The following is an 18783-nucleotide window of genomic DNA, read 5'->3' as shown; positions in this document are numbered from 1 at the left end:
CTCATTGTGCGGGCGGTCGGGTCCGTGAGGAGCTATCCGACCGGCTTCTTCACGTCGGGATCGATGAGCACGTCGTCGCCGTCGATGACGACGGCGAAAACCGGGACGGGCTCGTAGGCGGGGAGATTGAGCGGCTTGCCGGTGCGCAGCGAGAACGCCGAGCCGTGGGCCCAGCACTCGAGCGTGTCGCCGTCGACGAAGCCTTCGGAGAGCGAGATGTCGCCGTGCGTGCAGGTGTCGCCGATGGCGTGCACTTCGCCGGCCGAGTCGAGCACGACCGCCATCGCGACACCGTCGATCTCGACACGGCGGGCCTCGTCCTGGACGAGCTCGCTGAGGGCGCAGGCGCGCTGAGCGGTCATCGGGCCACCCCCTGTGCGAGCTCTTCCTCGATCGCGGCGAACAGCTCGTCCTCGAGGGCGGGAACGCCGATCTTCTGCACGATCTCGGCGAGGAAGCCGAGCACGACGAGACGGCGCGCCTCGTCCTCCGCGATTCCCCGAGCCTGCAGGTAGAACAGCTGCTCGTCATCGAAGCGCCCGGTCGCGCTGGCGTGACCGGCGCCGCGGATGTCGCCGGTCTCGATCTCCAGGTTCGGGATCGACTCGGCGCGAGCGCCGTCCGTGAGCACCAGATTGCGGTTCGCCTCGTACGAGTCCGTTCCGACCGCGTCAGGTCCGATCAGAACGTCGCCGATCCAGACGCTGCGGGCGCCCTCACCCTGCAGTGCGCCCTTGTACAGCACGTCGCCGCTGGTCTCGGGGCCCTTGTGGTGCAGGTAGACCTGGCTCTCGAGGTGCTGCCCCGCGTCGGAGTAGCTGAGGCCGTACAGCTCGCCACGCGCACCGGCGCCGGCGAGCTCGACGCTCGGGTTCACCCGCACGACACCGCCGCCGAAGCTGACGACGATGTGACGGAGTGTCGCATCGCGATCGACCCGGGCCTGGTGGGATGCCGCGTGCACGGCGTCGTCGTCCCATCGCTGCACCGACACCACCGTGAGGTGGGCGCCATCGCGGACGATGATCTCCACGTTCTGCGCGTGCTGCGCGGTGCCGGCGTGATGGAAGACGACGGTGGCGTGGGAGTTGGCCTGCGCCTCGATGACCACGTGCGCATGGGCCAGGCCGCCGGTGCCCTTGAGGTCGACCGTGATCGGCTCGCGGATCTCGACGCCGGCGGGGATGCGCAGCAGCGGCGCCTCCGACTCCTGGCTCCACGCGATGGCGCTGGGGAGGTCCTCCGGCTGGAACACCTCGCCGCGGGGCGCGGTGCCGTGCGTGAGGCGCTCCTGCACCAGCGTGTCCGGCGCGTCGACGTTCACCTCGATGACGCCGTGGGGTCCGCCCTCATCGACGTAGAGCGCGGCCAGCTGGGCGACGGGGGTGTGCTTCCAGTTCACCTCACGGCCGGTGGGCGCGTCGAAATCGGAGGGGTCGAACGAGCGCAGGCGCTCGTCGCGGGTCTGCACCGGCACGAACGCGCCGGCACCATCGGTGTGGCCCTGCGCACCGGGGACGGTGACGGGGGCCTGGGTCACGGAGCTCACTATCCGACGGATCCTTCCATGCCCATCTCGATGAGCTTGTTGAGTTCGAGCGCGTACTCCATGGGCAGCTCGCGGGCGATCGGCTCGATGAAGCCGCGCACGATCATGGCCATGGCCTCGTCTTCGGGCATCCCGCGGCTCATCAGGTAGAAGAGCTGCTCCTCGCTGACCTTCGAGACCGTGGCCTCGTGGCCCAGCTGCACGTCGTCGACGCGGATGTCGATCGCGGGATAGGTGTCGGAGCGCGAGATCGTGTCGACCAGCAGCGCATCGCAGCGCACCGTGTTGGCCGAGTGGTGCGCGTTCGCGTCGACGCGGACCTCGCCGCGGTAGCCCGCGCGGCCGCCGCCGCGGGCGATCGACTTCGAGACGATCGACGACTGCGTGTACGGCGCCATGTGGATCATCTTCGCGCCGGCGTCCTGGTGCTGACCGGGTCCGGCGAAGGCGACGGACAGGGTCTCGCCCTTGGCGTGCTCTCCCATCAGGAAGATCGACGGGTACTTCATCGTGACCTTCGAGCCGATGTTGCCGTCGATCCACTCCATCGTCGCGCCCTCGTGGGCGACGGCCCGCTTGGTGACGAGGTTGTAGACGTTGTTCGACCAGTTCTGGATCGTCGTGTAGCGCACGCGGGCGTTCTTCTTCACGATGATTTCGACGACGGCCGAGTGCAGCGAGTCGGACTTGTAGATCGGAGCCGTGCAGCCCTCGATGTAGTGGACGTACGAGCCCTCGTCGGCGATGATCAGCGTCCGCTCGAACTGGCCCATGTTCTCGGTGTTGATGCGGAAGTACGCCTGCAGCGGGATCTCGACGTGCACCCCCGGCGGGACGTAGACGAACGAGCCCCCCGACCAGACCGCGGTGTTCAGCGCGGCGAACTTGTTGTCGCCGGCGGGGATGACGGTGCCGAAGTACTCCTCGAAGAACTCGGGGTGCTCACGCAGCGCGGTGTCGGTGTCCATGAAGATGACACCCTGGGCCTCGAGCTGCTCGTTGATCTGGTGGTAGACGACCTCGGACTCGTACTGCGCGGCGACGCCGGCGACGAGCCGCTGGCGCTCGGCCTCGGGGATGCCCAGGCGCTCGTACGTGTTGCGGATGTCTTCGGGGAGCTCCTCCCACGACCCGGCCTGCTTCTCGGTCGAGCGGACGAAGTACTTGATGTTGTCGAAGTCGATCTCCGACAGGTCGGCACCCCACGTGGGCATGGGCTTGCGGCCGAAGAGCTGGTGGCCCTTGAGGCGCGTCTTCAGCATCCATTCCGGCTCGGCCTTGAGCGCCGAGATGTCGCGGACCACGGCTTCGCTGAGGCCGCGCTTCGCGCTCGCGCCCGCGGCGTCGGGGTCGTGCCAGCCGAACTCGTAGACACCCAGGCCTTCGAGTTCAGGGCGGTCGATCAGCACATCAGACATCGTCACGTTCTCCTCCGGGTCCTGCGGTGTCATCCGCCCCGGCATTCCGGCTCCTCCGGTGGAGTTACCGGAGGGGGATGCCGCTCGTGGGCCCTCTCATTCGGCGCAGACCATCGCGCCTAGACTGTCAGTGGTTCACCGCGCCCGAACCCATGCGGTTCTGTGCGCGCGACCGACCCCTCGATTCTACAGGTTCCACCCTGGCACCGGGCTCCGCATGTCCTGCGGACCGTCGCGTGGAACCATTCCCAGGAGGCGACGAGAAGCATGTCCGCGCAGCAGACCAGGACGGAGCCCGGCGTGTGGCAGCGCTGGTGGAACCGGCTCCCGTCGACGATCGACCGCCGTGTGATCGCGCTGGCGTGGGCGACGCTCTTCGTTCAGATCGCCATCGTCGGCACGGGTGGTCTGGTGCGGCTCACGGGATCCGGCCTCGGATGCCCGACCTGGCCCCGCTGCACGCCGGAGTCCTTCGTCGCGACGCCGGAGATGGGCATCCACGGCGTCATCGAGTTCGGCAACCGCCTGCTGACGTTCGTGCTCGTCATCGTGGCGATCCTGATGTTCCTCTTCGTCGTGCGGATGCGCCGTGAGCGCCCGGATCTTTTCTGGCTGTCTCTCGTGATCGGCCTCTACGTGCCCCTCCAGGCCGTGATCGGCGGCATCACCGTGCTGACGAACCTCAACCCGTACGTCGTCGGGCTGCACTACTTCGCCTCCGTCGTGCTGGTCGCGCTGGCGGCCGCGCTGGTCGTGCGTGTCTACGCCACCCCCGGTCCGCGCGTGCTCGCGGTGCCCGGATGGTACGCCGTCACCACCCATATCACGAGCGCGTTCGTGGTCATCACGGTCATCGTCGGCATCCTCGTGACCGGCTCCGGCCCGCACGCGGGTGACGGCGGGGCGGCGCGCAACGGTCTCGACGCGGAGTTCATGCAGCACGTCCACTCGTGGCCCGCGTACATCACCCTCGGCCTTTCAGTCGTGCTGCTGATCGCCGCGCGCCGGACTCCCCCGGCCCAGCGGCTGACGCTCTGGGTAGGCGTTCTCCTGCTCGTCGAGCTGGCGCAGATCGGTGTCGGGCTCTGGCAGGCGCGCACGGGTCTGCCGATCTGGCTCGTCAACATCCACATGGTCCTCGCTGTGATGCTGATCGCGGCGATGACGGCGGTCGTGATGCACCTCACGGCGCCGGCCGCCGAGGTCGAGCGCACAGCGGACTCATAGGCCACGCACCGCTCCTGCACCGGGGCGCATGGAAGCGTGACGGATGCCGCGGCCGACCGTGCCGCGATCTCGGAGGAGTGATCCAACAATGCCCACCCGCCCCCGTCTGGTCCGCAGCATCCCGTTCTGGGCTCTTGTCGTCGCCTCCCTGGCCACAGCCGCCTTCGGAGCGTGGCTCCTGCTCGACAAGCTCGGCGTCATGACGACGACTCTCACCGACGGCACCGCCACGGGTGTCGAGGTGTACGTCGGCCAGTCCGTCGCGGTCGTCGGCGGCATCCTGCTCGGCGCCGGCGTGCTCGGCCTGCTGCTCGCGCTGGCCGTCGCCGCCATCGCGATGCTTCGTCCGTACGCTCCCGTCGACGTCGTCGAGCCCCTCGAGTCGACCGCAGACGACGCCGTCGACGCGCCGGCTGCCGGCCACGGCTACGAGCGTGGACTCGGTTACACCTCCGCGATTCCGACCGCCGATCTCGACGCTCGGGACGACGCGGCGGTCGCCACGCCCGCGACCACGCGCTGACCACGCCTCCCCTCGGCCCCATGCGCCGGCTGCGGCCGGCTCGTGGGGCCGAGTGCTGTCCGCTGACCACGGGCGGGCTCAGTGACGCGCGACGATGGCCGCGGCATCCGTGCCCGTCGGCAGGACTCCGTACTGCGCCGCCCGGTCATCCCCCAGGCGCGCGGCGATGAAGGCCTCGGCATCGGCCGACGGGGCGTGGCGCAGCATGAGCGAGGCCTGCAGGGCGATCGCGAGCGACTCGGTCAGCCGGCGCGCCTGCGCCTGCGCCTCGGTCTGATCGGCGCCGGCGAGCGTGCCGAGCAGTTCGAGCGTGCGCTCGGTGTGCGTGTCGAGGATCACCGAGGCGCCGGCGGTGGTGGACAGTTCATCGGCGAACGCGGCCGCCGAGTCCGGATCGCGCGTGAGCGCACGCAGGACATCGAGCGCGATCACGTTGCCCGAACCCTCCCAGATCGCCATGACCGGCTGTTCGCGGTAGCGCCGTGCGAGCGGGAACGACTCGGTGTAGCCGTTGCCGCCGAGACACTCGAGCGCCTCATACGCATGGTGCGGGCCGCGCTTGCAGACCCAGTACTTGGATACCGGAGTCGCCAGCCGGCGCAGGGCGATGTCACGATCGGATGCTTCGGCCTCGAACAGCTGCGCCAGTCGCAGGCCCGTCAGCATCGCCGCCTCGGACTCGAGTGCGAGGTCGGCGAGCACGGCCGTCATCGCGGGCTGGTCGACGAGCTTCGCCCCGAACGCCGATCGCTCCCGTGCGTGCCACGCGGCCTCCGCCACCGACTGGCGCATGCCGGCGGCCGTGCCGAGGACGCAGTCCAGACGCGTGCGCTGGACCATCTCGATGATCGTCCGCACCCCGCGGCCGGGCTCGCCGAGCACGAAGCCGACCGTGCCGTCGAACTCGACCTCGGCGGACGCGTTCGACCGGTTGCCGAGCTTGTCCTTCAGCCGCTGCAGGCGGAACGCATTGCGCATGCCGTGCGGAAGCAGCCGCGGCACGAAGAGACACGACAAGCCCTCCTCCGTCGCGCCGGAGCGGGTCTGCGCGAGAACGAGGAAGCCGTCCGACATCGGGGCCGAGCAGAACCACTTGTGTCCGGTGAGCTGATAGGCGTGGCCACCCATCGACTCCCCGACGGTCGTTCCAGCGCGCACGTCCGAGCCGCCCTGCTTCTCGGTCATCGCCATGCCGACGAGTGCGCTCGCCTTCTCCTCGTTGGGCAGCAGGCGCGGCTCGTACTCGCGGGAGAAGAGCCGCGGCAGCCAGGCATCCGCGACCCATGGTGAGTCCTGAATCGACGCGACCGCCGCGTGGGTCATCGAGACCGGACACGCATGACCGGGCTCGACCTGCGCGAACAGCATGAAGGTCGCCGCACGGGCCACATGCGCACCCGGTCGCGGGTCTGACCATGCCGACGTGTGCGCGCCGTGGGCGAGCGCGTCGGAGATCACACGGTGATACGACGGGTCGTACTCGACCTCGTCGAGTCGGAATCCCCAGCGGTCGTAGGCGTGGAGTGTCGGCGTGTGCACGTTGGCGAGCTCGGCGTCCCGCTGAAACCCGGCCGATCCGACGAGGGCGCCCACCTCGTGGAGGTGAGCGCTCGCCCACCCCGCCCCGAACGCGCCCACGGCAGCCGCAAGCGGGGCGTTCAGCGCGAACTCGTCGACGTCGACGCGCCACGGTGGCTGGTTCTCGACGTAGTGCGTCGCCGCCCCGATGACGCGTTGCCCGCGGGAGAACGCTGTCATGACTGCTCGCCGTCGTCGCGCGCGAAGGCCAGCGCCGCCTGCTCGTCGAACGTGAGCGGCGCGCGGGTGATGATGTCGTGGACGAACTCCAGCTTGTGCCGCACCGGTCCGACGATCGTGAACGGGTAGAGGTCGCCGAAGCCCATGGCCCGGTTGATCCGGTTGAAGCCCTGCGACATCCACTCCCAGTCGTTCAGCAGGCGCTGAACCGGCTCGTCGCGGTACGAGGCCAGCGGCACGACGTCGGTGTCGCGGAGGTTCGTGACCGTCGCGTCGAGGTGGATGCCGATCACCGCAGCCGTCTGCAGGGTGCCGGTGATGTGCAGGTAGTGGGCGAACGTCTCGGCGAAGTCCTCCCACGGGTGCATCGTCGCGTACTCGGAGATGAAGCTCTCGTGCCAGTCGGGCGGCGCGCCGAGCTTGTAGTGACGCGACAGCGCCTCCTGATAGCTCGTGCGCTCGTCTCCGAACAGTTCGCGGCACCGGGCCCAGGCTCCGTCGTCGCTGAGGAGCACGTTCTGGTAGTAGTGGCCGACCTCGTGGCGGAGATGCCCGAGGATCGTGCGGTACGGCTCGCCGAGCCGAACCCGGAGCGCTTCGCGCCGGTCGTCGAGGCTCTCCGCAAGGTCGATCGTGATGATCCCGTTCGCGTGGCCGATCATGACCGGTTTGCCGTCGGAGAGGCTCGAGATCAGGTCGAATCCGAGTCCCCCCGGCCTGACATCCCAGGGCACGACAGGCAGCCCGAGGTCGCCGAGTTGGAGAAGGAGCCGCCGCTTGGCCTCCTCGGTCTTGGCGAGCTTCTCGAGTGCGACCGTGTCGTCGGCCTCGGGCTGTCGCCGGGTGAGCCGGCACGAGAAGCATCGTCCTGCGGGTGCGTCCTCGCGCACGAGCCAGTTGCACGCCCATTCGCGGTTCGAGCACGTGTACCACGTCTTGTCCCCGATCAGAACGCGCCCCTGGCGCAGGCCGAAGAACTCGCGCGTGACGATGTGGTAGCCGAGTTCGGCTTCGCAGTTCGGGCACGTCAGGGCGTCCAGATAGACGAAGTGCCGACAGTGCGGACACCGGGGCTGAGAGCTCACGGTCTCACCGTAGTGCGCGCCGTGCGCGGTCGGACGATGCCGCGGGTCATGTCGCCGGCGCCAGGGCGAGGCGCAGCAGCAGGTCGTCTTCGGCACGCGGGTCGCCGCGCCCATCCGTGTTGTTCGTGAGCACCCACAGCGTGCCGTCCGGGGCGACGACCGCGTCGCGGAGCCTGCCCTGCTCGCCCGTGAGGACGGCCAGCGGATCGGCGGCGAGGGCGCCCGCCGCGGTGTCGACAGTCCAGAGCCGCTGACCCCGGAGACCGGCGACGAAGACCGTGTCTCCCTGCGCCGCGATGCCGCTCGGACTGGCCTCGCTCGTGGTCCACGCGACGATCGGGTCGACCATGCCCTCGCGTCCCGCCGTCCCCTCCACGATCGGCCAGCCGTAGTTCGCCCCCGGCTCGATGCGGTTCAGCTCATCCCAGGTGTTCTGGCCGAATTCGCTCGCCCACATCGTGCCGTCACTCGTCCACGCCAGCCCTTGCACATTGCGATGCCCCAGCGTCCACACCGCGTTGTCCCACGGATTGCCCGGTGCGGGGTCGCCCTCCGGAGTCAGGCGCAGGATCTTTCCGCCGAGCGCCGCGGGATCCTGTGCCGCGTCACGCCGCTGCGCGTCGCCGGTCGAGACGTAGAGGTATCCGTCCGGGCCGAACGCGAGCCGTCCGCCGTCGTGGGTGCTCTCGCGCGGGATGCCTTCGAACACCACCTCCGCCTCGCCCAGCGTCAGCTCCCCCGGGTCACCGAGCAGCGGCATCCGCACCACGCGGTTGTCGTCTCGCGCGCCGTGGTAGGCGTAGAGCCACGTGTCTGCGCCGTCCGGGTGCAGTGCCAGGCCGTGGAGTCCCGACTCGCCACCCGAGACCACCCCGGGGACGACCCCGGCGTCGCGCACCTCCCCCGCCGGCGTGAGCTCGAGCACCCGGCCGTCGTTCCGCTGTGAGATGAGCGCTCCACCGTCGCCGGTCGGGGCGACGGACCACGGCGCCGCGAGTCCCGAGGCGAGTGTCTCGGGGTTCGATGCCACGCGCCACCAGCCTTCGGCGGAAGCGGTCGCGGTCGCGGTCGGCGCGGGTGTGGCCACATCCGGCGAGGAAGCGCGGGGCGGGATCGGCGCTGCGGGCGGTGTCGCGGAGCAGGCCGATGCTGCGAGAGCGGCAAGGGCGAGGCATCCCGCCGCCGCTGTCAGGCGCGCGCGCATCATGCCGCCGCGGCGGCGGCCTCGATCGCAGCGATGTCGATGCGGTGCATCGTCAGCATGGCCTGCACCGCGCGGTGCGCGGTTTCAGGATCGGGGTGACGGATGAGCTCGATGAGGCGATCGGGGATGATCTGCCATGACAGGCCCCAGCGGTCCTTGAGCCACCCGCACGGCTGCTCCTCGCCGCCGTCGGCGATGAGCGCGTCCCAGTAACGGTCGACCTCCTGCTGATCGCTGCACGCGACGTAGAGGGAGACCGCCTCGGTGAAGGGGAACTGCGGCCCGGCATCCATCGCGTAGTAGTCGCGTCCCGCGAGGCGGAAGTGCGCGTGCATGACCTTCCCGCCCATCCCGGGCACCTCGTCGGGGTACCGTCCCATCGAGACGATCGCCGACTCGGGGATGAGCTCGGTGTAGAAGCCGATCGCGGCTTCGGCGTCGTTGTCGAACCACAGGAACGGGGTCACGTCGGTCATGGGGGCCTCCTCGGGACTCCCCCAGGCTCCCCCGTCGCCGCGGGAGGGTCAAGCGCTCGGAGCATACGCAACCGCATCGCGCCCTGAGTTCGATCAGCCGACCACCGGAGCCGGCGCCGTGATCGTCTGCGGACCGGCCTGCACCCCCGCGCGCTCCGCCAGCCGAAGCCAGGTGCCGACGATCGTGTCGGGGCTCAGCGAGATCGACTGGATGCCGCGGTCGACGAGCCAGTCGGCGAGATCCGGATGATCCGAGGGGCCCTGGCCGCAGATGCCCACGTACTTCCCGCGCCGGTTGCACGCGTCGATCGCCATGCCGAGCACGCGCAGCACGGCTGGATCCCGCTCATCGAACTCATCCGCGACGAGCTCGGAGTCGCGGTCGATGCCGAGCACGAGCTGCGTCATGTCGTTGGACCCGATCGAGAACCCGTCGAAGTGATCAAGGAACTGATCGGCGAGGAGCGCGTTCGAGGGGATCTCGCACATCATCATCACCTCGAGTCCGTTGCGCCCGCGCTCGAGACCGTGCGCGGCGAGTTCTGCGTTCACGGCTGCTCCCTCCGCCACGGTTCGCACGAACGGCACCATGATCTTGAGGTTGGTCAGTCCCATCTCGTCGCGCACGTAGCGCAGCGCTTCGCACTCCATCGCGAAGCACTCTCCGAACTGCGGGGTGAGGTACCGCGCCGCTCCGCGCCACCCCAGCATCGGGTTCTCCTCCTGCGGCTCGTACCGGTCGCCACCGAGGAGGTGCGCGTATTCGTTCGACTTGAAGTCGCTGGTCCTGACGATCACCGGGTCGGGCGCGAACGCGGCAGCGATCGTCGCCACGCCCTCCGCGACCCTCCGGACGAAGAACTCTCTCGGCGAGGGATAGGCGGCGATCCTCACGTCGATCTCGGCGCGGAGCTGCTCCGGAAGCGAGTCGAACTCGAGAAGAGCGCGGGGGTGGATGCCGATCTGGTTCCCCACGATGAACTCGAGCCGGGCCAAGCCGACCCCGTGATGGGGCAGAGCCGCGAAGCCGAACGCCTGGTCGGGCGTGCCGACATTGAGCATCAGTTGCACCGGAAGCTCCGGCATCCGCTCGATCGCGATCTCCTCCGTCACGAAAGGCAACAGCCCCTCGTACACGAGCCCGCTCTCCCCTTGCGAGCAGACGACCGTCACGTCGTCACCGTCGGCCAGGTCCCGCGTCGCCGTCCCGGTGCCCACGACAGCGGGGATGCCGAGCTCGCGCGCGATGATGGCCGCGTGACACGTGCGCCCGCCGCGGTTCGTCACGATGGCCGCCGCCCGCTTCATCACGGGCTCCCAGTCCGGGTCGGTGATGTCTGCGACCAGGACGTCGCCGGTGCGGACCTTCGCCATCTCCGACGGCGACCGCACGACGCGCACCGTTCCCCCGCCGATCCTCTGACCGATCGCGCGACCCTGCACCAGCACCCTGCCGTGCTCCTGGAGCGCATAGCGCGTGTGGCTGTGCCCTTGCAGGCGAGACGCGACGGTCTCGGGCCGAGCCTGCAGGACGTACAGAAGCCCGTCGACGCCGTCTTTCGCCCACTCGATGTCCATCGGTCGACCGTAGTGATCTTCGACGATGAGAGCGGAACGTGCGAGCTCCATCACCTCGTCATCGCTGATGCTGAGGACGCGGCGCTGCGCCGGTGGCACAGTCGTGATCATGGTGCTCGCCCCGACCTCATGGCCCGCGGCGAACCTCATGGCGATGGCCTTCTCCCCCACGCTGCGGCGGAGGATCCCCGGCCGCCCCTCGCGGACCGCCGCCTTGAACACGGCGAACTCGTCCGGATTCACCTGTCCCTGGACGACCGTCTCGCCCAGGCCGTAGGCGCTCGTGATCAGGATCGCGCCGTCGAACCCGGTCTCGGTGTCGATGGTGAACATGACACCGGAGGCTCCGACGTCGGAACGCACCATGCGCTGCACGGCAGCGGAGAGCGCCACGTCGCCGTGAGCGAAGCCCTGGTGCACGCGGTACGCGATCGCACGATCGTTGTACAGCGATGCGAACACCTTGCGCACGGCGGCCAGCACGTTGTCGACGCCGGCGATGTGGAGATAGGTCTCCTGTTGGCCGGCGAAAGAGGCATTCGGAAGGTCCTCGGCCGTCGCCGACGAACGCACGGCCCACGTCGCGTCGGCGAGGTCCGGGTGCGCAGCCGTCATGTCGTCGAACGCGCGCCGGATGTCGGACTCGAGATCCGGCGGCAGCGGCTGATCCTCGATCCAGGAGCGAATGGTCCGACCCACGCGAGCGAGGTCCTCGACATCGGACACGTCCAACGGCGCCAGCAGCGCCTCGATGCGCCCGGCCAGACCGTCGTGGCTCAGGAAGGAGCGGTACGCGGTCGCTGTGGTGGCGAACCCGCCAGGCACCCGCAGCCCCGCGCCGCTGAGCCGCGAGATCATCTCTCCGAGCGACGCATTCTTCCCGCCGACGTGGGGCAGGTCGGCCATGGTGATCTCGTCGAGAGCGAGGATGTTCGTCATGACTCGACCCTGTGCCGGGAGCCGCCCCGGCGTTGGGTCGAAGGTCCCGCATTCTGCCCGGCCCGACCCGCTCCGCACCGCGGGCGGGTGGCGCCGCGGGTCCAAGGTCCCTATCGGACGATGGCCGGGGAAGAGGACGATGGGTCTCGTCGCCACATGCGCAGAGATCCGAGGAGTGAGAGATATGAAGGCGCTGGTCTACCAAGGTCCGGGATCGATCGACTGGCAGGAGAAGCCGGCCCCTCGGATACAGAAGCCCACGGACGCGATCGTGAAGATCGAGACCACGACCATCTGCGGCACGGATCTGCACATTCTGAAGGGTGACGTACCGGCGGTGGAGTCCGGGCGCACCCTCGGGCACGAAGGCGTCGGCGTCGTCAGCGAGGTCGGTGAGGCGGTGACGGAACTCGCCGTAGGAGATCGCGTGATCATCTCCTGCATCTCGGCCTGCGGGAAATGCAGCTACTGCGTCGAGGGGATGTACTCGCATTGCCTCGCCGACGAAGGAGCGTCCGGAATCGGCTGGATCCTCGGACATCTCATCGACGGCACACAGGCCGAATTCGTGCGGATCCCCTTCGCGGAGACCTCCCTTCACAAGGTGCCGGACGGCGTGTCGGCCGAAGAGGCCGCGATGATCAGCGACATCCTGCCCACGGGGCACGAGATCGGGATCCGATACGGCGCCGTCGAGCCGGGCGATGTCGTCGCAGTCATCGGCGCAGGCCCGGTGGGCCTTGCAGCCATGACCACAGCCTCGCTGTACGGACCGAGCCGGGTCATCGCGATCGACATCGACCCCAACCGCGTGGAGCAGGCGAAGCGGTTCGGTGCCAGCGACGGTGTCGTGTCCTCGAGCGCCGACTGGCGTGAGCAGGTTCTCGCCCTCACCGACGGGCTCGGTGTGGATGTCGCGATCGAAGCCGTCGGGCTGCCGTCGACCTGGGACATGAGCCTGGCGATCGTTCGCCCGGGCGGTCACGTCGCCAACGTGGGCGTGCACGGCAAGCCGGTCACCTTCCCGCTGGAGTCGGCGTGGATTCAGAACCTGACGATCACCACGGGCCTGGTCAACACGGATACTTCGCGGATGCTCATCAAGCTGCTCGGGCAGGGCCGCCTCGACGTCGCCGGCTTCATCAGCCACCGCTTCTCGCTCGAGAGCATCATGGACGCCTACGACACGTTCGGCCGTGCGGCCGAGACGAAGGCCCTCAAAGTCATCCTCACGGCCTGACGACGGCGCAGAAAAGAAGAAGATCATGGAGCGCATCGATGAAGCGGGCGTCTGGAAGCTGACCGAGGAAGAGTGCTGGAACCTCCTCGCGCGTCGCGAGCTGGGCCGCCTCGCACTCACGGGCCCGACGGGGCCGGAGATCTTTCCGGTGAACTACGTCGTCGACGGTCCGCGGCTGCTGTTCCGCACAGCCCCCGGCTCGAAGCTGGCCGATCTTTCGGCGGAACCCGACGTGGCGTTCGAGGTGGACGAGTACGACGAGAGCTCCGCAGCGAGCGTCGTGGTGAAGGGACGGGCGAGCAGACTCGAGCGTCAGAGCGAGATCGATGCCGCCGATGCCTTGCCTCTTCGTCCGTGGATACCCACCCTGAAGTACCGCTGGGTCAGGATCTCCCCCTCGGCCATCAGCGGCAGGTGGTTCGAACGCACTCGCGAGCCGGATCGCTACGTGGCGTCCCGAGAGGCAGACACCACCTGAACGGCCCCAGGCCGGGGATCCGGCCGTTGGCGACGCTCTTGGGGGGCAGCTGGCCTCCTCCGCACGGCTGGCTTCTGGCAGCCGTCGCCGTCCCGGCGGTCCTGGTCGCAGATGCCGTTCACAAGTCGATCGCGGCAGGACCTTCGGCCTCGCGCGGGCGCAGTGCCCCGTCGATGCTGAAGTCGACGAGGGGCCTGCCATGACCGATGACCGACGCACCGTGTGCTCCCACCCCATGCGGCCGATTCGTCCTAGGTTTGTCGCGTGAGCATGCATGGTGGCGAGCCGCACGTCGCGGGGATCGCGGGAAAGCTGAACTGGCTCCGGGCAGGAGTGCTGGGAGCCAACGACGGCATCGTCTCGGTCGCGGCGATCGCTGTCGGTGTCGCCGCGGCGACACCGGATCTCGCGGCGATCATTCCGGCGTCGTCGGCGGCGCTGATCGGCGGAGCCCTCTCGATGGCGCTGGGCGAGTACGTCTCGGTGAGCAGTCAGAGCGACAGCGAACGAGCGCTGATCGCCAAGGAGACGGAAGAGCTCCGCACGATGCCCGAGCAGGAGCTCGAGGAGCTCGCAGGGCTCTATCGTGCGCAGGGGCTGAGCGACGAGACGGCGAAACGCGTGGCTGTGGAGCTGACCGAGCGCGATGCGCTGCGCGCACATCTGTCGATGGAACTGAACATCGATCCGGACGACCTCGTCAGTCCGTGGCGGGCGGCCGCGGCATCCGCACTGGCGTTCGTCTGCGGTGGAATCCTCCCGTTCCTCACCATCCTCCTGCCGGAGTCGATCCGGATCCCGGTGACCTTCATCGTCGTTCTCATGGCGCTCGGTGCGACGGGCGCGCTCGGCGCCCGCATCGGTGGAAGCCCGGTCACCCGAGCCACGATTCGCGTCGTCGTCGGCGGCGCGATCGCTCTGGCAGCCACGTTCGCGATCGGTGCGCTCTTGAACACCACCGGAATCGCCTGACGCTGCGCCGACAGTCCGTCAGGCCCCAGGCACTGGCGGGGTCGCGGATGGTCACTGCAGAGGACGGCGCTCGCGCGACTCCCCCGGTGCGTCGTCGACCGAGATCGTTTCGGCCGCGCGACGGTCGCCACGGGTCTTGACGAGGCTCGCGATGGTCGCCACGGCGATCGTCCCTGCGATGAAGAGCAGCGAGAGCCAGATCGGAATCTCGGGGATCACTGTCACCGGATCGCCGCCGTTGACGAAGGGCAGCTCGTTCTTGTGGAGGGCGTGGATGAGCAGCTTCACTCCGATGAAGGCCAGAATGACCGCGAGGCCCTGAGCGAGGTAGACCAGGCGCTCTAGCAGGCCGCCGATCAGGAAGAACAGCTGACGCAGCCCCATCAGGGCGAAGGCATTCGCGGTGAACACGATGTACGCCTCCTCGGTCAGTCCGTAGATCGCCGGGATCGAGTCGACGGCGAAGATGAGATCCACGAAGCCGATCGCGATGATGGTCAGCAGCATCGGCGTGGCCCAGCGGCGCCCGTGCTGAACGATCGTGAGCCTGTCACCGTGGTACTCGTCGGTCACCCGAAGGTGACGACGCACGAAGCGCATGACCCGGCCGTCGGCGGGGTTGGAGTCGCCGTGCGCGAACGCCTGTCGGTAGGCCAGGAACAGCAGCAGCGCACCAAACCCGTAGAACACCCAGGAGAAGTTCTCGATCAGCGTGGCACCGACGGCGATGAAGACGCCGCGCAGGATCAGGGCGATGACGATGCCGATCATCAATACCTTCTGCTGATAGATCTTGGGCACCGCGAAGCTCGTCATGACGATGAGGAAGACGAACAGGTTGTCGATCGACAGCGCCTTCTCGGTCAGATACCCCGCGAAGTACTCACCACCGAACGTCCAGCCGGACACCGTGCCGATGCCGACGCCGAAGAGCAGGGCGAGACCGATGTAGAACGCCGACCAGCGGGCGGACTCGCCGATGGTCGGCTCGTGGGGCTTGCGGACGTGCGCGTAGAACTCGTAGACGAAGAAGGCGATCGTCACCGCGATCGTGATGAACCAGACGAGCGGAGTGATATTCACAGCGGGGTCCTAACCTTGGCGTGAGCGGATCAGCGCCAAGGTCTTCCCCATCCTCGTGTCCGAGGACCGGTGGCCCGGAATGCGACGAGCATTCGTAATGACGAGCCGAACGTGTCGGAGTACTCCCCTTGGACTCACCAGTGTAAACGACCGACGGCCCGTGGCTCCCGACGTACGGGACAATCGCCGAGCATGCGCCGGAGGGCTTTGGTCCCGACGTGCATGCGGGGCAGGAGCATGCTGGAACTCCGCTCATGACGAATCGTTGTGGGAACGACTGCGAGGGGTCTCCCAGATGCATCCTGTCGAACAACCCGCCGCCACCTACCGCGGAGGCTGGGGCGTCGCGGCGACTGCGCTCGGCGTGATCGGACTGCTCGGGTTCGCCTGGTTGTGGGTGATCACGGCGACCCCGCTGGATCCCCCGGAGTGGGCGCGCATCGCCGGCGTATGGCTGATTCCGCTCGGCGTCATCGGCGCGGCGATCCTGGGGTTCCTGTCGCTACGAGGCAGCGGCCGGACGTGGGCCATCGTCGGCCTCGTCCTCGCCGCTCTCACGGTGGCGGGCGCGGTCATGCTGATCACGCTGTGGCCAGCCTGAAATCGCGCGCATCCGGGGCGCGACGACTGCCTGAAGTGTCCGGTGGACGACTACCGAGGACATCCGCGATCCCTGATCAGGGAGTGCGGTTTCGGCGCTTTACCGGGAGTTTTGGTGGACCTGAGGGGACTCGAACCCCTGACCCCCTGCATGCCATGCAGGTGCGCTACCAGCTGCGCCACAGGCCCTTGTTCTGCTGCCCCGCGAGGCAACTCCACAAGCTTACAACACGTCGAGGCGTGCTCCGAACCACCGCAGACTACTCGGTGGGCGTCCGGGCCGGAAGATCGATCGGGACGACCGGGCAGTCCTTCCAGAGCCGCTCAAGGCCGTAGTACACGCGCTCCTGCTCGTGGAACACATGCACCACGAGGTCACCGAAGTCGAGCAGCACCCAGCGTGCTTCCTGGCGTCCTTCGCGACGCAGGCGCTTGTGCCCGGCCTCCAGCAGACGGTCCTCGATCTCGTCGGCGATCGCGGCGACGTTGCGCTCGCTGCGACCGGTCACGAGCAGGAAGATGTCGACGAGCGGAAGCGGCTCCGACACGTCGAGCGCGACAAGGTCTTCACCGCTCTTCGCGTCGGCGGCGGCCGCCGCGATCTGCAGCATGTCGAGGGACTGAGCGGATGCCGTCATCACAGCACCCCCGTGACGAACGCGAGGATCAGCACGCCGACCAGCGCGAGCGCAAGCGCGCCGGCGGTGATCGCGAGCGTGAGCATGAGCTTGCTGCCCTTCTCGGGCACGGGCGGCCGGATGACCTCGCCGGCGGTCTTCACCGTGCTGATCGCCGCGCTGGCGGCGATCGGGGTGGGCGACGAGTGGGCCGGCAGCTCACCGTCGACGAGCGTGGCGTCGACTTCCTTGCCGTCGGCCGTTCCGCGCGCGTGACCCGTCGACCCGAGCCCCTCCGGCAGGTTGAACGTGCCGGTGATGAGAACCTCGCCCGTCGAGCTGAGCGGGGCGACGATGGGCGAGACCTCGGGCGCCTGCGACAGGATCAGCGCGTTGGGCATCGAGACAGCACCCGTGGAGCGAGCGAGCAGCTGGTCGAACGACGGCGGCAGGTCGGCCTGCTCGGGCTCGGCCGCGAGGAGACCCGCGCCGAGCAGCGGGCTCACGCTGCGTTCCCTGTCGGCTTCGGTCTCGTCGGCGGTCGCTGCGGGCGTCCGGTCGGCGGACGCGTGGCCGTCGGCCCACGGGGAGACCGGGCGCACCGGCTCGGGCCGCGGCGCCTCGGCGGTGCGCTCCGGCGCCGCCTGGATGACCGGGGCGGGCGCCGTCGCGAGACCGAAGAGGTCGTGCATGCCGCTGTGCAGGCTGACCGGCTCAGTGTGGGTGAGCGGCGGAGCCTCGGTGACGAGGGTCGCCATGGAGGCGGAGTGCGCCGCAGCGACCTCGGGGGTGATGACCGGCACGGACGCCGTGCGGATGCGCTCCTGCTGACGTGCCTGGCGCCGGGTGAGGGGCGATGCTCCGAGGTCGACCGCGGAGTCGGCGACGGGCGCCGGCGGCACGACCACGGGATCGGCAGCTCGCGGGAGGTGCGCCGAGCCGATCGGCACGGGCGCCTGCTGCGGGGCCGGCGCGGGCTGCTCGGATTCTGCCTGCGCAGGGGCTTCGGCGGGAGCGTCGACGCCGGCAGGCCGCGTCTCCGGCTCGGCAGTCGCCGGCGCGGCTTCTATGGCAGCGCTCTCAGGGGTGATCACGGGGGTGGATCCGGTGTTCCGGATCTCGCGCAACTGCTTGCGCGTCAGCGGTGGGTTCGCCGGCTGCTCGGGTTCAGTCATTCCTTGCTCCGGTAGAGATGGTGCTTCGCAATGTATTGGACGACCCCGTCGGGAACGAGGTACCACACCGGGTGTCCTTGTTCTACGCGGTCACGGCAGTCCGTCGACGAGATGGCGAGAGCGGGGATCTCGAGCTGACTCACGTCTTCACTGGGCAACCCGTCTGTGCTGAGGACGTGCCCGGGGCGGGAGACCGCAACGAAATGTGCGAGGTCCCACAACTCATCATGGTCCCTCCAACTGAGAATTTGCGCTATGGCGTCGGCGCCTGTGATGAAGTACAGCTCCGCGTCGGGACGCTCCGCCTTCAGGTCGCGCAGCGTGTCGATCGTGTAGGTCGGGCCCGAACGATCGATGTCGACCCGGCTCACCGTGAAGCGGGGATTGGATGCTGTGGCGATCACCGTCATGAGATAGCGATGCTCGCTCGGCGAGACGCCATCCTTCTGCCACGGCTCCCCCGTCGGCACGAAGACGACCTCGTCGAGGTCGAACCACTGTGCAACCTCGCTGGCGGCGACGAGGTGGCCGTGATGGATGGGATCGAACGTCCCACCCATGACCCCGATCCTCGGGGCTGCCGGCACCGTCATGCAGTGCGGCCTAGTGGCCGTGCCCCACGTGCTGGACGTCGTTGGCGTGAGCGCGCGCGTAAGCCTCGGCCTTGTGCGAGTGGCGGTTGGCGACGTTGCGGTACGACAGCGTCACGACGGCCAGAGCGCCGAAGACGCAGATCGCGACGATGCCGTACCAGACGGTCTCGAGGGCGACGTTGCCGTGGTGCTCGGCTTCCGCGGCGAGGGTGACGATCGTGGCGATGGTCATTCGTGCTCCGTTCCATTCGCCTGCGGGCACAGGCTG

General features: G+C 68.7%; 19 protein-coding genes and 1 tRNA gene. 6 read left to right on the top strand and 14 right to left on the bottom strand.

What is annotated here, in order from left to right:
• Positions 1–32: 32 nt before the first annotated feature.
• From ACFC1W_RS09700 to sufB, 3 genes are read right to left on the bottom strand one after another with little or no spacing between them, the layout of a single operon-like run.
• Complete coding sequence (locus ACFC1W_RS09700; protein ID WP_241110536.1) at positions 33–362, bottom strand: non-heme iron oxygenase ferredoxin subunit; 330 nt, start codon at positions 360–362, stop codon at positions 33–35.
• Positions 359–1549, bottom strand: coding sequence for a Fe-S cluster assembly protein SufD (gene sufD / locus ACFC1W_RS09695; protein ID WP_375991677.1), 1191 nt, complete (start codon positions 1547–1549; stop codon positions 359–361). Before sufD ends, ACFC1W_RS09700 begins: the two co-directional genes overlap by 4 nt.
• Positions 1549–2967, bottom strand: coding sequence for a Fe-S cluster assembly protein SufB (sufB, locus tag ACFC1W_RS09690; protein ID WP_375991675.1), 1419 nt, complete (start codon positions 2965–2967; stop codon positions 1549–1551). Before sufB ends, sufD begins: the two co-directional genes overlap by 1 nt.
• 267 nt (positions 2968–3234) lie before the next feature.
• On the opposite strand from sufB, the gene ACFC1W_RS09685 reads away from it, so the two are divergent.
• Together ACFC1W_RS09685 and ACFC1W_RS09680 are read left to right on the top strand one after the other, a co-directional pair.
• Positions 3235–4194: a heme A synthase gene (locus ACFC1W_RS09685; RefSeq protein WP_375991673.1), complete on the top strand. Its 960-nt coding sequence runs from the start codon at positions 3235–3237 to the stop codon at positions 4192–4194.
• 88 nt (positions 4195–4282) lie between these two features.
• A complete protein-coding gene (locus tag ACFC1W_RS09680; protein ID WP_375991671.1) occupies positions 4283–4717 on the top strand; it encodes a dinucleotide-utilizing enzyme in 435 nt (144 codons plus the stop codon).
• 78 nt (positions 4718–4795) lie between these two features.
• On the opposite strand, the gene ACFC1W_RS09675 is transcribed toward ACFC1W_RS09680, so the two are convergent.
• The 5 genes from ACFC1W_RS09675 to ppsA form a co-directional block, all read right to left on the bottom strand.
• Complete coding sequence (locus tag ACFC1W_RS09675; protein WP_375991669.1) at positions 4796–6475, bottom strand: acyl-CoA dehydrogenase family protein; 1680 nt, start codon at positions 6473–6475, stop codon at positions 4796–4798.
• Positions 6472–7560 (bottom strand): putative zinc-binding metallopeptidase, encoded by a 1089-nt coding sequence (locus ACFC1W_RS09670; RefSeq protein ID WP_375991667.1) that lies wholly within the window; start codon positions 7558–7560, stop codon positions 6472–6474. Before ACFC1W_RS09670 ends, ACFC1W_RS09675 begins: the two co-directional genes overlap by 4 nt.
• Before the next feature lie 46 nt (positions 7561–7606).
• Complete coding sequence (locus tag ACFC1W_RS09665; protein ID WP_375991664.1) at positions 7607–8590, bottom strand: PQQ-dependent sugar dehydrogenase; 984 nt, start codon at positions 8588–8590, stop codon at positions 7607–7609.
• 173 nt (positions 8591–8763) lie between these two features.
• Positions 8764–9240: a VOC family protein gene (locus ACFC1W_RS09660; protein ID WP_375991662.1), complete on the bottom strand. Its 477-nt coding sequence runs from the start codon at positions 9238–9240 to the stop codon at positions 8764–8766.
• 93 nt (positions 9241–9333) lie between these two features.
• Positions 9334–11757 carry a phosphoenolpyruvate synthase gene (gene ppsA, locus ACFC1W_RS09655; RefSeq protein ID WP_375991660.1) on the bottom strand — a complete coding sequence of 808 codons (2424 nt, stop codon included), beginning with the start codon at positions 11755–11757 and terminating at the stop codon, positions 9334–9336.
• Positions 11758–11941: 184 nt separating this feature from the next.
• Between ppsA and ACFC1W_RS09650 the strand changes: the two genes are divergently transcribed.
• From ACFC1W_RS09650 to ACFC1W_RS09640, 3 genes are all read left to right on the top strand, one after another.
• Positions 11942–12997 carry a zinc-dependent alcohol dehydrogenase family protein gene (locus ACFC1W_RS09650; RefSeq protein ID WP_375991658.1) on the top strand — a complete coding sequence of 352 codons (1056 nt, stop codon included), beginning with the start codon at positions 11942–11944 and terminating at the stop codon, positions 12995–12997.
• A 25-nt stretch (positions 12998–13022) separates the two neighbouring features.
• Positions 13023–13475, top strand: coding sequence for a pyridoxamine 5'-phosphate oxidase family protein (locus tag ACFC1W_RS09645; RefSeq protein WP_375991656.1), 453 nt, complete (start codon positions 13023–13025; stop codon positions 13473–13475).
• A 270-nt stretch (positions 13476–13745) separates the two neighbouring features.
• Positions 13746–14447, top strand: a complete 702-nt coding sequence (locus ACFC1W_RS09640) for a VIT family protein (RefSeq protein WP_375992865.1) — start codon at positions 13746–13748, stop codon at positions 14445–14447.
• A 51-nt stretch (positions 14448–14498) separates the two neighbouring features.
• Here the strand turns inward: ACFC1W_RS09640 and ACFC1W_RS09635 are convergent, their stop codons facing one another.
• Positions 14499–15530: a TerC family protein gene (locus tag ACFC1W_RS09635; RefSeq protein WP_375991654.1), complete on the bottom strand. Its 1032-nt coding sequence runs from the start codon at positions 15528–15530 to the stop codon at positions 14499–14501.
• A gap of 295 nt (positions 15531–15825) precedes the next feature.
• Here ACFC1W_RS09635 and ACFC1W_RS09630 point away from each other — a divergent pair, with 295 nt between their 5' ends.
• Positions 15826–16131 carry a hypothetical protein gene (locus tag ACFC1W_RS09630; protein ID WP_375991652.1) on the top strand — a complete coding sequence of 102 codons (306 nt, stop codon included), beginning with the start codon at positions 15826–15828 and terminating at the stop codon, positions 16129–16131.
• Between the two features lie 112 nt (positions 16132–16243).
• On the opposite strand, the gene ACFC1W_RS09625 is transcribed toward ACFC1W_RS09630, so the two are convergent.
• The 5 genes from ACFC1W_RS09625 to ACFC1W_RS09605 form a co-directional block, all read right to left on the bottom strand.
• A tRNA-Ala gene (locus ACFC1W_RS09625) sits at positions 16244–16319 on the bottom strand.
• A gap of 71 nt (positions 16320–16390) precedes the next feature.
• Positions 16391–16768: a ribosome silencing factor gene (rsfS, locus tag ACFC1W_RS09620; protein WP_375991650.1), complete on the bottom strand. Its 378-nt coding sequence runs from the start codon at positions 16766–16768 to the stop codon at positions 16391–16393.
• Complete coding sequence (locus tag ACFC1W_RS09615; protein ID WP_375991649.1) at positions 16768–17922, bottom strand: hypothetical protein; 1155 nt, start codon at positions 17920–17922, stop codon at positions 16768–16770. The genes rsfS and ACFC1W_RS09615 overlap by 1 nt, the downstream gene beginning before the upstream one ends.
• Entirely contained in the window at positions 17919–18515 is a 597-nt protein-coding gene (gene nadD, locus ACFC1W_RS09610) for a nicotinate-nucleotide adenylyltransferase (RefSeq protein ID WP_241110519.1), read from the bottom strand. Before nadD ends, ACFC1W_RS09615 begins: the two co-directional genes overlap by 4 nt.
• A gap of 10 nt (positions 18516–18525) precedes the next feature.
• Positions 18526–18747, bottom strand: coding sequence for a hypothetical protein (locus ACFC1W_RS09605; protein WP_375991647.1), 222 nt, complete (start codon positions 18745–18747; stop codon positions 18526–18528).
• Positions 18748–18783 lie beyond the last annotated feature (36 nt).

Origin of the sequence: Microbacterium sp. NPDC056003, from assembly GCF_042274785.1 — a bacterium.
Lineage (GTDB): Bacteria > Actinomycetota > Actinomycetes > Actinomycetales > Microbacteriaceae > Microbacterium.
This window is presented reverse-complemented; position numbering and strand designations above follow the sequence as displayed.